The organism is Kineosporia corallincola, from assembly GCF_018499875.1.
In the GTDB taxonomy this organism is placed as follows: domain Bacteria; phylum Actinomycetota; class Actinomycetes; order Actinomycetales; family Kineosporiaceae; genus Kineosporia; species Kineosporia corallincola.
The window spans coordinates 149156-161175 of the sequence record NZ_JAHBAY010000016.1; the positions used below are offsets into that span (position 1 = coordinate 149156).

General features: G+C 72.8%; 12 protein-coding genes. 6 read left to right on the plus strand and 6 right to left on the minus strand.

Going from position 1 to position 12020, the window contains the following annotated elements; all coding sequences use genetic code 11:
• The first annotated feature begins 77 nt into the window (after positions 1-77).
• The 6 genes from KIH74_RS30505 to KIH74_RS30530 are packed head-to-tail and all read left to right on the plus strand — an operon-like array spanning position 78 to position 5971.
• The gene (locus KIH74_RS30505; RefSeq protein WP_214159854.1) at positions 78-1025 is read left to right on the plus strand and encodes a TauD/TfdA family dioxygenase; all 948 of its coding nucleotides are present in this window, start codon (positions 78-80) and stop codon (positions 1023-1025) included.
• Positions 1022-2287 (plus strand): ATP-grasp domain-containing protein, encoded by a 1266-nt coding sequence (locus KIH74_RS30510; protein ID WP_214159855.1) that lies wholly within the window; start codon positions 1022-1024, stop codon positions 2285-2287. Before KIH74_RS30505 ends, KIH74_RS30510 begins: the two co-directional genes overlap by 4 nt.
• Complete coding sequence (locus tag KIH74_RS30515) at positions 2287-3480, plus strand: ATP-grasp domain-containing protein (RefSeq protein WP_214159856.1); 1194 nt, start codon at positions 2287-2289, stop codon at positions 3478-3480. The genes KIH74_RS30510 and KIH74_RS30515 overlap by 1 nt, the downstream gene beginning before the upstream one ends.
• Positions 3477-4265, plus strand: coding sequence for an SDR family oxidoreductase (locus KIH74_RS30520; protein WP_214159857.1), 789 nt, complete (start codon positions 3477-3479; stop codon positions 4263-4265). The genes KIH74_RS30515 and KIH74_RS30520 overlap by 4 nt, the downstream gene beginning before the upstream one ends.
• 42 nt (positions 4266-4307) lie before the next feature.
• Positions 4308-4943 (plus strand): LysE family translocator, encoded by a 636-nt coding sequence (locus tag KIH74_RS30525; RefSeq protein ID WP_214159858.1) that lies wholly within the window; start codon positions 4308-4310, stop codon positions 4941-4943.
• Between the two features lie 26 nt (positions 4944-4969).
• Positions 4970-5971, plus strand: coding sequence for a hypothetical protein (locus KIH74_RS30530; RefSeq protein ID WP_214159859.1), 1002 nt, complete (start codon positions 4970-4972; stop codon positions 5969-5971).
• Here KIH74_RS30530 and KIH74_RS30535 read toward each other — a convergent pair.
• The 6 genes from KIH74_RS30535 to KIH74_RS30560 all read right to left on the minus strand — a co-directional run bounded on the left by KIH74_RS30535 (position 5961) and on the right by KIH74_RS30560 (position 11986).
• On the minus strand, positions 5961-7238 hold the full coding sequence (locus KIH74_RS30535) for an MFS transporter (RefSeq protein ID WP_214159860.1): 1278 nt from the start codon (positions 7236-7238) through the stop codon (positions 5961-5963). The two genes, KIH74_RS30530 and KIH74_RS30535, sit on opposite strands and share 11 nt — an antisense overlap.
• A gap of 76 nt (positions 7239-7314) precedes the next feature.
• Positions 7315-8652 carry a hypothetical protein gene (locus tag KIH74_RS30540; protein WP_214159861.1) on the minus strand — a complete coding sequence of 446 codons (1338 nt, stop codon included), beginning with the start codon at positions 8650-8652 and terminating at the stop codon, positions 7315-7317.
• Entirely contained in the window at positions 8649-9725 is a 1077-nt protein-coding gene (locus KIH74_RS30545) for an SDR family oxidoreductase (protein WP_214159862.1), read from the minus strand. The genes KIH74_RS30540 and KIH74_RS30545 overlap by 4 nt, the downstream gene beginning before the upstream one ends.
• Positions 9722-10168, minus strand: coding sequence for a type II toxin-antitoxin system RatA family toxin (locus KIH74_RS30550; protein ID WP_214159863.1), 447 nt, complete (start codon positions 10166-10168; stop codon positions 9722-9724). Before KIH74_RS30550 ends, KIH74_RS30545 begins: the two co-directional genes overlap by 4 nt.
• The gene (locus KIH74_RS30555) at positions 10161-11435 is read right to left on the minus strand and encodes an aspartate aminotransferase family protein (protein ID WP_214159864.1); all 1275 of its coding nucleotides are present in this window, start codon (positions 11433-11435) and stop codon (positions 10161-10163) included. The genes KIH74_RS30550 and KIH74_RS30555 overlap by 8 nt, the downstream gene beginning before the upstream one ends.
• Entirely contained in the window at positions 11432-11986 is a 555-nt protein-coding gene (locus KIH74_RS30560) for a DUF6031 family protein (protein ID WP_214159865.1), read from the minus strand. Before KIH74_RS30560 ends, KIH74_RS30555 begins: the two co-directional genes overlap by 4 nt.
• Positions 11987-12020 lie beyond the last annotated feature (34 nt).

Here is a 12020-nt window from a genome sequence, read left to right on the forward strand (position 1 = left end):
CACCGGGGCCGCCTGGCCACCCGGCCCGCCCCCCACGTCACCAGTTACTTCAGACCCGGAGCAGGAGAAGGCCAGCGATGACGAGAACCCTTTCCCTGTCGAAGATCGTCCTGATCCGTGACACCACGACGCGCGTCTTCGACGAGCTGCGCCGGCAGGTGCCCGACCACGCCGGTGCCCCGGCCGAGCTGGCCAAGATCGGCCAGAGCGTGCTGCGTGAGCACCTGGACCCGCACGCTCTGGCCGAGCTGGAGCGGTTCGCGGCCGGCGGGTACGAGGCGCTGCTGTGCCGCAACTTCCGGTTCGACGACCAGGTGGCCTCACCGGCCAGCGGGTTCGCCGACGAGGAGGCGCTGGCGGTGACCAACGCCGTGCACCTGGGCCTGCTCGAGATGCTCGGGCTGGACACCTTCTCGGTGCCGTACGAGAACGCCGGCGCCCTGGTGCGCAACGTGACCTTCGTGCCCGAGGCGGCCGGGACGACCAGCTCCTGGGGTGCGGACACCGAGTTCTTCTGGCACACCGACAACCCGAACTGGCCGTTCGTCGCCGGTGGCCGGCCGCAGCACGAGACGGTCCCCGCGTACCTCTCGTTCTGTGCCATGCGCAACCACGAGAAGGCCTCGACCGACATGGTTTCCGTCGATCACGTGGTGGCGGGGCTGGACCGGGCGACGATCGCGGCGCTGAGCCGGCCGGAGTTCAGCTTCACCGCGCCGGCCTCGAACGAGAGCCCCGCCGCGCGGGCCGTGCTGCCGGTGCTGGAGGCGGACGGCGAGGCCTTCCGGGCCCGCTTCGACGTGGGGGCCGTGGAGGCCACCACCCCCGGCGCCCGGGCGGCGCTGGACCGGCTGAACACCCGGCTGGAGGCCATCGACGGCGTCCGCCTGGTGCTGGACTCCGGTGACTTCTTCATCTTCGACAACCGGCGGGTGTTCCACCGCCGCCGGGCCTTCACCCCGCGCACCGACGGCACCGGCCGCTGGCTGCGCCGCTGCTACGGAATCGAGAGGACCAGCAGATGAGCCACCGGCCGCAGTACCGCGTCGCCGTCGTCGGAGGGCGTCCCGCCCCGATCCACGGCGCCCGTGACCTGGGCATCGACGTCGTTCTGGTGCACCAGGAGGGCCAGTACGAGGAGTCGATCCTGGAGCACGTCGAGACCGTCGTGCACGCCGACATCACCGACGGGCCCGCCCTGCTGCGGGCCCTGGCGCCGCTGCACGAGCAGCGTCCGTTCGACCGGGTGATGACGACCACCGAACCGGCCGGTGAGTCCACCGGTCACGTGGTGGACCGGCTGAAACTGCCCGGCGTGTCGGAGCGTACGGCGCACCTGCTCAAAGACAAGTTCGCGATGCGCGAGGTGCTGGCGAAACACGGTCTCAGCCCGGTGCGGTACCGGCACGTGGTGACCCGGCAGGAGGCGGCCGGTTTCGTCGCGGAGGTGGGCCGTTCGGTGCTCAAGCCCGTCGACGGGGTGGCCAGCCTGCACATCCACCCGGCCGCGACGCCCGGCGAGGCCGAGGCGGCCTGGGACGCCCTGGTGGCCGCGGGCGTCACCAAGGTGCTGGCCGAGGAGTACCTGGAGGGGCCCGTCGTCAGCGTCGACTCCTTCTCGTTCGAGGGCCGGCACGTGCCGATGGGCTACTCCGAGTACCGGATGAACGAGCGGTTCGTGGAGTGGGAGGTCAGCACCCCCAGCCGGGTGGCCGCCGCGCAGCTGCCGCAGCTGCTCGACCTGACGCCCCGGCTGCTGGACGCGGTCGGGCTCACCGAGGGGCCCTCGCACAGCGAGTTCATCCTCACCGCGGACGGTCCCCGGGTGCTGGAGTCGCACGCCCGGCTGGCCGGGTCGGGCGCCCCCGAGCTGGTGCGGCGGGCGTTCGGTGCCGACCTGAACCGGATGTTCCTCACCGTGCCGCTGGGTATCGACGAACTGCCCTCCAGCACACCGGAACCCGTGGCCGGGGCCTGCGCGCAGTTCTTCGTCCCGCCGGCCGGGAAGCTGCGCGGGGTGGAGGTGGATCCGCTGCCCGGCACGGTCGATGTGCGCCACCTGGCCCCGGGCGAGGAGCCCCGGGTGTTCCTGCCGTTCCTGCCCGAGCTGCGCGAGGCGCGGGAGGCGATCGTGGTGCAGAAGTCGTCCGGCGACGTCATCCCGCCGCTGCTGACCGTGGCCGACTGCGTGTCCGGCTACGTCCTGGTCACCGGCCCGGACGCCGGTGCCGCGGTGGCCCGGGGCGACGAGCTGGTGCGGGCCGTGCACTTCGACGTGGAGAACTGATGGGGTACGTGCTGGTCCTGCATCGCTGGACCCTCCGGCAGGCACGGTATTCCGCCTATCCCCGGGCCGGGCACGAGGTGGTCTTCCTGGCCACCCCGGCCTCGGCCCTCACCACCGGAGCCCCGGCGGATCAGCTGGTCCGGGTGACCTCGCTCGACGACCCGGCCGAGGTGGACGCCGCGATCACGGCCCTCCTGGAGTCCCGGGGCACACCCGAGCGGATCGTCGGGCTGAACGAGGCCGACCTGATGACGGCGGCCCGGTGGCGGGAGCGGCTCGCCCTGCCCGGCGACGGGCCGCGGACCGTCGCCCGGTTCCGGGACAAGCTGACGATGCTCGGCCTGGTCCGCTCCGGCGGTGTGGTGCCGGTGCCGGAGTTCCTCCCGGCCGGAGACACCGCCGGGGCGGTGGCGGCCGCCGGCCGGCTCGGCTACCCGGTGGTGTGCAAACCCCGTGACGGCACAGCCAGTCTCGGGGTGCGGCTGATCGACGGCCCGGGGGACTGGGACGGGGTGGAGGTGACCGTGCCCAGTATCGTGCAGCGCCGCTGCGACTGGCCGATCGGTCACGTGGACGGCTGGTGGGACGGCCGGGAGACGGTGGTGGCGCGCAGTTCGCTGTACGTCAACGACTGCGCGAACTTCCTCACCGGCCGCGGCCTGGGCTCGTACGAGCTCGGGCCGGGCCCCCGGGCCACGGCGATGACCGGGGCCGCCCATGACGTGCTCACCCTGATGTCGCCCGGCCGCCCCACGGTGTTCCACCTCGAGCTGTTCGTCGGTGAGCACGGCGAGGTGCGGTTCCTGGAGATCGCGGCCCGCGCCGGGGGCGCGGAGATCCCGTTCCTGTGGCGGGAGGTGCACGGCACCGACCTGATCCGGGTGGCCTGGTGCTTCCAGATGGGGCTGCCCGTCACCCCGGAAGCGCCGGAGACCTACCGGGCACCCGAGTCTGACCAGGCGGTCGGGGTGGACCAGGAGGTCGGGGCCGGGCGGGAACCGGTGCGGGCCGGCTGGGCGCTGTCGCACCAGGCCACCCGCGACGTGCCGCACGTGTACTGGTCCAGCCAGGCCGGGCCGCCGGACGCGGCCGGCGTGTACGAGGGCGCGCGGACCCGCTACCGGCTGCGGGCCGCCGAGCCCGAGCAGGTCGAAAAGGCGATCCAGGAAATTCTTCTCCCGGAGGAAGCATGACCCACGAGGTGAGGACGGCCGTGGTGACCGGGGCGAGCAGCGGCATCGGCGCCGCGATCGCCACCCGGCTGGCCGGCGACGGGTACCGGGTGGTGCTGGTGGCCCGGCGCCGGGAGCGGATCGGCGAGCTGGCCGCCGCCCTGGGCGGGATCGCGGTGGCCGCCGACGTCACCGACCCGGACGTCGCGCGGCGGTTCGCCGGTCGCGACTGGCGGTGCGACGTGCTGGTGAACTGCGCCGGCGGGGCGCTGGGGGCCGAGCCGGTCGGCACCGGCGCGGTCGCGGACTGGTCGGCGATGTACGACGTCAACGTGCTCGGCACCGTGCGCATGCTCCAGACGTTCCTGGACGATCTGCTGGAGCGGCAGGGCGCCGTGATCAACATCTCCTCCACCGCCGCCCTGGCCGGGTACGAGGGCGGTGCCGGGTACTGCGCGGCCAAGAGCGGGGTGCGGGCGCTGACCCAGTCGCTGCGGCTGGAACTGGCGGGCAAACCCGTTCGCGTGGTGGAGATTCTGCCGGGCATGGTGCACACCGACGAGTTCGCGCTGAACCGCTTCCGGGGTGACGCCGGTCGGGCGCAGGCCGTGTACCAGGGGGTGGACCGGCCCCTGACGGCGGACGACGTGGCCCGGTGTGTGTCGTTTGCCTGTGGCTTGCCGTCGCATGTCAATATTGACGAGATGATCGTTCGCCCAGTGGCCCAGGCGGCCCAGCACAAGGTGCACCGGGAACGCCTGCACTGGAACGAGCCGCTCGCCGTGCCCGGCCCCCGATGGGTTTAACGGGCGCTAAAAGCTTTTCATGACAACAGAAGCGGGGTTTCGGTGGTCACCTGGACAGCTGTCGGCGGGGTTGCCGTCATCGCCCTGGGCATGGTGCTCACGCCCGGGCCGAACATGGTCTACCTGGCCTCACGTTCCATCTCCCAGGGGCGGGTCGCCGGCCTGATCTCCCTGGCCGGCGTCGGGCTCGGCTTCCTGGTCTACATGGTGGCCGCCGGGCTCGGGCTGGCGGCCCTGTTCGACGCCGTCCCGGCGGCGTACACGGTGCTCAAGCTGGCCGGTGCGGGGTATCTGCTCTACCTGGCCTGGGGAATGCTGCGCCCGGGCGGCATGTCACCGTTCGAGCCGCGGTTGCTCGAACCCCACAGCCCGGCCCGGCTGTTCACCATGGGCCTGGTGACCAACCTGCTCAACCCCAAGATCGCCCTGATGTACGCGTCGCTCATCCCGCAGTTCGTGAAGCCCGACGAGGGTTCGGTGTTCGGCCAGTTTTTGCTGCTGGGCCTGGTCCAGATCAGCATCGCGCTCAGCATCAACGGCAGCATCGTGCTGGCCGCCGACCAGGTCAGCCGGTTCCTCAAGGGCCGTCCCTGGGCCATCCGGCTCCAGCGCGGCCTGGCCGGCACCCTGCTCGGGGTGTTCGCGGTGCGCCTGGCCCTGACCAAGCGCCCGGCCTGACCCGGCACCCGGCCCGTGGAGGATGCGTGCACCCGCTCGAACAGCTGGCTCTCGACGTCGCGAACGGCGACCTGACCCCCGCCCGCGGGGAACAGGAGGCGGCGGCGCTCGCCCGGTCGGGCCGGCTCCCGGCCCCCGACCTGCTGAACTGGTTCAAGACCGCGGAATGGCTTGCCCACCAGGAAGACCTGTGGGAACGGGCGCTGCTGCTCGGGCGCTTGCTGAGCTCAGCGCTCGAAGCGCTGCAAGCACTGCCAGCGCTGCAAGCACCGGAAACACTGCAAGCACGGGAAGAGCTGGGCGAGCCGGACGCAGCGGACGTGGTGGGCCGGCCGGCCGGTGACTCCTCGTCCCGCCCGCTGACCGAATGCCGGTCCGCCTGGCTGGAACTCGTGCATCTGTGCGTCATCCATCGTCCGGACGGCGCGCTGTTCGCCTCCGGACGTCGGGCCGGACTGGCGGCCCTGGAGGCCGCCCGGGCCGGGGGCGACCAGGCCCTGGAAGGGCTGCTGCTCTACCGGCTGGGCACGCTGCACCTCGACCCGTTCTCCCGGGCCGGTGACCTGTGGTGGGAGGAGCACCGGCTGTGGCTCAGCCTGAGCCCGGCGCCGATGTTGTCCGGCCTGCCCGAACCCGCCGACGCCCTGCGCACCGCCGAGTCCTACCTGCGCCAGGCCGCCGCGCTGCGGGAGGGCGCCGGGCTCGGGTACACGCTCAAGGCACTCGCTCAGGCCCTCCAGCAGCAGGAGTTCCTGGCCCGGGAGGGTGTCCGTGCGCAAACCGCTTCGGTGCCGGATGAAATGGAGGCATCGGCAACCAGGGTGACCCGGGCGACCGAGGTACCCGGGGTACCCGGGGTGGCCGGGGCACCCCGGGCAACCGGGCCGGCCGGCCCGGTCTCGACGGCCGACGTGGCCGAACTCTGCGACCGCGCCCTCGCCCTGGTGCCGGCCGACGACCTGGTGGCCCGGGCCAACATCGAGGCCCTGCGGGCGGCCGGGTCCGGCGCCGGGATGCCTATGAGGTAAGCAGTTTCGTCGTCCCGGAGCTGTCCGCGACCCCGGCCCGCCGCGCCGCCGCCGCGGCGGCCGGGCCGGTCAGCAACCCGGACAGCAGCAGCAGGCCACCCAGCACGTACCAGCCCTGCGGCGCCCAGTCCAGGCACAGCAGGGTGAGCAGGCCCGGCGCCACCGCCATGGCACCGCTCACCCCGAAGGCGAACACGCCCTGGTACTCGCCCTGGGCGTGCTCCGGCGCCAGGCCGTAGGCCAGCTCGAAACTGGCCGCCGCGTGCCACAGTTCGCCGAACGTGTGCACGGCCATCGCGACCAGCAGAACAGCGGACGCCGTCCAGGCCGACAGGTGCCCGGTCACCGAGAAGGCCACGCTGGTGGCCAGGAAGACGAAACCCGCCGTGCGCATGGCCCGTACGGCCGCCCGGCCGTCGGTCACGCTCTGCCCGACCCGCACCTGGAGCAGCACCACCAGCACGGTGTTGACCACCAGCACGGCCGACACCATGGCCCGGGGCGCGTCGGTGTGCTCGGAGATCCACAGCGGCAGGGCGACGGTGAGAACCGGGTACTGCAAGGTCATCACGGCGTTCAGCAGGGTGACGGCGAGGAACGGCCGGTTGCCGGTGACCCGGGCCCGGCCCGGGGCCGCGCCCGGGGGCGCGGGCACCGGCGGGTAGGCGGGCAGCAGCGCCAGCACCGCCGCGGACACGAAGAACGTGAGCCCGTTGATCACGATCACCGTGAGGTATCCGGGCCGGTTGTCGAGCTGGAGCGCCACCGCCCCGGCCGCCGACCCCAGGGCCATCGAGAAGTTCGACACGGCGCGCATGTACGAGCGCAGCCGCACCCGCTCGCCACCACCGGCCCGGCCGATCAGCACGGCCCGCATCGTGCGGCTGCCCTGGAGGCCGACGGCGCCGACCGTGGCCACCACCAGCAGCGCGGCCAGGTTGCCCACCAGCGTCAGGGCGAGCATCGCGAAACCCTCGACCACCAGCAGGATCATGGTCAGGTTGCGTGGGCCGTGCCGGTCGGACAGCCGGCCGATCAGCACCCCGGCGGGCAGCGAGAGCACCCCGGCGACGGTGAGGGCCAGACCGACCTGCGAGGCCGGGAACCCGACGCTGCGGGTCAGGTAGAGCAGTCCCGCGCTCAGGTACATGCCCTGGCCGAAGGTGTTGACGAGGATGAAGAACACCAGGATCCGGTGCGACCGGTCCTCGGGCAGCATGTAGTGCCGCGCCAGGGCGGTCAGCGGCGCGGCCGGTGAGCCGGACATCAGGAACTCCCGAGAGGTTGGTGCCGCGGTGCCCACGTCGCCGCGGCGGAAAGGGCGAATCCTACTGGTTCGCCCGTCAGAGCCATTCCCCGTACCGGCGCACGTCGTAGCCCAGCAGCCCGCTGACCTCGGCCACCTCCCGGATGCCGAGAAGTTCACGCAGGTGGGGACGTTCGCGCAGCCACCGGGCGTTGCCCGGCGCCGTGGTGACGTTCACCTGGCGCGGCCGGTCCACACCCGCCCACACGTCGGCGTTCTCGTCCCGCACCCCGAGCCCGACGTGGGCGGCGGCCCGGGCCACCAGGTCGCGGCGCTGCTGACCCCCGGCCTGGAAGTCCTCGAACGGCAGCCGCAACGGCTCGTGCGCGTGCCGCAGGATCCGCCGGTGCGGGTCGGACCACTGGCGCGCGCACAGTTCGGTGAGCGGCCCCCGCACCAGGTCCTGCCAGCCCTCGCACAGATCGAAGTTCCAGTCCGCGTAGGGGCCCACCGCCACCCCCGAGCCGGACAGGTCGTGCTGCCAGAACGAGCGGTGGTCCCAGCCGTCGAGCAGACCGTTGACGGACGCCAGCGGGTTGCGGGTCAGGTGCAGCTCGCGCAGGTTCCATCCGGTGAACAGGTCGTGCAGCAGCGGGATGCGGTAGGCGTCGCTGGACGCCTTGATCACCAGAACCCGCCGCCCGGGCCCGGGTTCGGGCCGGCGCTGCGGGCGCAGCGCCAGGAACGGCGAGATCTCCACGATCGCCCCGCCGGGCGGCCCCTGCGGCACCGGAAGGCCGGGAAAGGCCTCCCGCACCAGCTTCTCGTCCAGGTCGTAGCGGTACGGGTCGACCGGCAGGCCGTGTGCGCGCAGCGCCCGCAGCACGTCGAGGGCGGGTTCCGGGCCGGCCCGGTGACCGGAGACGGCGTCGCTGATCACCGCGACCAGTTTTTCCAGCGGTGTGTCCACCGTGTCGGGCCACTGCACGCGCAGCCGCAGTGCCCAGTCCCAGGCGTACCGCTCCCACTCGTCGGCGGTGGGCTCGGCGATCTCCTCGCCCCGGCACTCGAACAGCAGGTTGCCCAGCAGGAAGCGGCGCTGCTCCGGATCGAGCGGCCCGTGCTCCACCGCCTCGTCGGGGCGCCCGTGGTCGGGATGGTTGAGCCCGAGCAGGGTGAACAGCAGCCGGTGCTCGCCGGGCAGCGCCAGGGCGCCCGGCAGCCCGGCCAGCGTCTGCTTGAACACGCTGGTGCCGCCGCGCGGGCTGCCCAGCACGACGGCGACGTCGCGCACCTCCCCGGCCGCCCGGTCCAGGTACTCCCGCTCCTGCGGGAACCGGTCGCGCAGATACCCCGTCGCGGCGTCCCGCTCGTCGCGGATCCGGGCGAAAAGCGTCCTGCGCCGTTCTCGTTCGGCGTCCAGTGCCTGGTTCATCGGGCCGGCTCCATCCGTGCGGGGCGGTGGGACCGGGCACGCCAGTGCTCCACCACGGTGTCCAGGTAGCTGCTCCAGCCGGGGCAGGGCGCCGTGACCCCCTGCGGCGGGCGCACCAGCGCCGTCTCCAGGTAGGGCCGGTAGATGCCGACCAGGCGTTCCAGGAACTGCTGATGGGGCATCCGGATCTGGGTGACCTGCCAGGCCGTGACCGAGCGTCGCAGGAAGTCCCAGCGCCGGTAGGGCACCAGGGGGACGTCGGCCAGCTCCGGGCGGCCCTGCTCGCGGCGGGCCCGGTTGAGCACCGTCACCGTCGCCGTGACCAGCTCGCCCAGCGTCGGCGCTTGATCACCCGCCGAGGCCACCACGTCGTACGCGGGCATGCCCGCCAGCAGCCGCGTGGTCATCGTGCACAGGTTCGCGGCCACCCAGTCGACCGGCACGATGTCGATGCGGGCGTCCCGGTCGCCGGGCAGGAACGGCGGCTCGTACCGCTCCACCAGCCCGAGCAGCGGATACATCCCGTGGAAGCGCGAGATCTCGCCGGTGCGGCTGTGTCCCACCACCAGGCTGCACGAGAACACGGACAGGTCCAGGTCGGCGAACCCGGCCCGGAGCATACGCTCGGCCTCGGCCTTGGACGCCTCGTAGGTGTTGCGGTAGAGCCAGTTCTCGGTCGCGGTGTAGGCGGAGGAGACGTAGAGGAACCGGGCGCCCAGCGCGCGGGCCAGTTCCGCGGTGTGCCGGGTGACCACCACGTTGCCGTGGTGCGCGGCCTGCGGGGTGGCCGACCAGCTGACGTTGGCGGCCGCGTGCACCAGCACGGTGTTCCGGGCCGGGCCGAGTTCAGCGGCCAGGGCCCGGGTGGCCGGGCCGTCGCCCAGATCGCGCACCACACAACGCAGAGCGCTCGCCAGGCCCTGCGGCACCCGGCCCAGGAAGGAGTCCCGGCTGGCCGTGGAGCTGAACACCGCGACCAGTTCCGCGTCCGGGGCCTGGTCGGCCAGGTGGGCCAGGAACTCACTGCCCACCGCGCCGTTCGCGCCGGTGACGACGATCCGGCCGGCGGTCACCGGGATGCCGGCTCGGGACGCCGCTCGCTGATCGCGGTGAGCATGCTGCGCGAGTTGGAGTGGATGGCCTGGATCCCGACCGGGTCCAGAACCGCTGCCAGCGAGGGGATCCCGAGATCGAACTCGATGTCCAGCACCACGTCCACCCCCTCGTCGGTCTGGGTCAGCGTCCACGATCCGCGGAACACCTCCAGATCGCCCTCCGTCTGGTCGAAGTCGATCCGGTGCGGCGGGTGGAAGTGGTCCCGCTCCTCCCAGGTCAGCTCGCTGCCGTTGAGCAGCACCCGCCAGGAGCTCAGGGCGGTGACGTCGTCCCGCTCCAGGAAGCGGATGTCCAGCACGTCGGCCATGTAGTCCGGGTGCTTCTCGAAGTCGCGCACCACGCTCCACACGTAGTCGATGTCGGCGCCGGGCACGAGCACGGAGGTACGGACGCTAGGCATGCGAAAGGCCTTTCTCGGAGGCGTTCTCGGGGTCGAAGGGGGTGGCCGCGACGGCTTCGGCCAGGCGGTCCAGGCCGTCGTCCAGATCGGCGGCACCGGTGACGGCCGGGGGATAGATGCGCAGCACCCGGGGATCGCTGAGACAGAAGCTGACCAGCACGCCCCGGCGCGCGGCCTCCAGCACCACGTGCCCGGCGACCTGTGGCCCGGCCGTCTGGAGACCGATCATCAGCCCCTCGCCGCGCACCTCGGTGATCCGGGCGTCGCCGGCGAACAGCTCCCGCAGCCGGTGACGGGTGCGCTCTCCCAGCTGGTGGACGCCGGTGAGGAATTCGTCTCGGGTCACCAGTTCCAGCACGGTCGCGCCGACGGCACCGGCGAGCGCGCCGCCGGCGAACGACGACGCCAGCACCACCGGGTCGGCGTTGCTGTCGCCGATCCGGCCGGAGGAGTACAGCACGGCGGCCACCGGGAGCAGGCCGCCGCCCAGCACCTTGCCGGCCAGCAGCAGGTCGGGACGCACGTCGGTGGCCGAGCGCCAGGTGCGGCCGCAGCGGCCCAGCCCGGTCTGGATCTCGTCGAGCACGAGAAGGGTTCCGGTGGAACGGGTCTCCTCGCGCAGGAAGGTCAGGTAGTCGGTGTCGAGCGGCAGGATGCCACCCTCGCCCTGGACCGGCTCGGCGAACACCGCGGCCACCGAACAGGTCCGCAGCAGCTGCCGCAGCCGCTCGCGGTCCGCGGGGTCACGCGGATCGGTGAAGACGGCCGATGGCACCAGTTCCGGTGGCAGCCGGTCGGTCATCGAGCCGGAGAGCCGCAGCGCGCCGGTGGTCTTGCCGTGGTACGAGCCGCGCAGGGCCACCAGGCCGGTGCGGCCGGTGGCCAGGACGGCGAGCTTGATCGCCATCTCCACGGCCTCGGAACCGGTGTTGGCGAACGAGACCCGGTCCAGGCCGGGCGGCCCGGACGCCAGCAGGGCCTGGGCGCAGGCGGTGGCGGCGTGGTTGCCGAGGATCTTCCCGGACAGCCCCATCCGGTCGAGCTGCGCGTGCGCGACCGCCGTCACCGCGGGATGCCGGTGGCCGAGCAGGTGCACCCCGAACGACCCGAAGTCCAGCCAGCGCCGCCCGTTCTCGTCGGTGATCCAGGCGCCCTCGGCACTCACCTCGCCCGCGGTCAGGCCGGACATCCGCAGCAGCAGGGCCTTGTTGCGGCCGAACGACGCGGCGTAGCGGTTCAGGAAACCGGATGCGGCCAAGCCGCTCACGCGTCCTTCAGGAAGGGCTCGAGGAAACCGGCGTCGGTGCCGGCGGCGGCGCACATCCGGGACCAGTGCCGCAGGGCCCGCAGGATCTCGCGCTGCCCGCCGGCCTGCAACGGGTCGGGCAGGTCGCCGGGGAAGGCGGCGCACAGCCGGTCCCACAGCTGCGGCACCAGGCCGTCGGTCTCGTCGTCGTCGGCGGCCAGGGCGAAGACCTCCACCAGGTCGGCTCCCTCGAGACCGGCGACGTCGTGCAGGCCGTAGGTGAGGGCCAGCGCGAGCTGGTGCTCCTCGGCGACCGGCAGGCACCCGGCCAGGCGGGTGTCGATGTCGTAGAGCAGTTCCAGCAGCTTCACCCGCACCACCCGGCGCAGCAGCGGCTGGTCCGCGCCGCCCTCCAGGTCTTCGAGGTAGGCGCGGCCCTCGACGGCGAGCAGCCAGGCGGCGGTGGCCCAGGCCTCCACCGCGCTCGCGGCGGGCAGCCCGCGCCCGGAGCGCGCGGAGGGGAAGAGACGGACGGTACCGGGCAGCTGCGCGGTGCCGGGGGACGGCGGCATGATTCTCCCGTTCGGGCCGGTGGCAGAAAAAGGG

Excerpts from the sequence above, each read along its gene's own strand:
- KIH74_RS30550 (WP_214159863.1), bottom strand. The coding sequence starts at position 10,168 with ATGCCTAGCGTCCGTACCTCCGTGCTCGTGCCCGGCGCCGACATCGAC.
- KIH74_RS30505 (WP_214159854.1), top strand. The coding sequence starts at position 78 with ATGACGAGAACCCTTTCCCTGTCGAAGATCGTCCTGATCCGTGACACC.
- KIH74_RS30535 (WP_214159860.1), bottom strand. The coding sequence starts at position 7,238 with ATGTCCGGCTCACCGGCCGCGCCGCTGACCGCCCTGGCGCGGCACTAC.
- KIH74_RS30540 (WP_214159861.1), bottom strand. The coding sequence starts at position 8,652 with ATGAACCAGGCACTGGACGCCGAACGAGAACGGCGCAGGACGCTTTTC.
- KIH74_RS30520 (WP_214159857.1), top strand. The coding sequence starts at position 3,477 with ATGACCCACGAGGTGAGGACGGCCGTGGTGACCGGGGCGAGCAGCGGC.
- KIH74_RS30515 (WP_214159856.1), top strand. The coding sequence starts at position 2,287 with ATGGGGTACGTGCTGGTCCTGCATCGCTGGACCCTCCGGCAGGCACGG.
- KIH74_RS30560 (WP_214159865.1), bottom strand. The coding sequence starts at position 11,986 with ATGCCGCCGTCCCCCGGCACCGCGCAGCTGCCCGGTACCGTCCGTCTC.
- KIH74_RS30510 (WP_214159855.1), top strand. The coding sequence starts at position 1,022 with ATGAGCCACCGGCCGCAGTACCGCGTCGCCGTCGTCGGAGGGCGTCCC.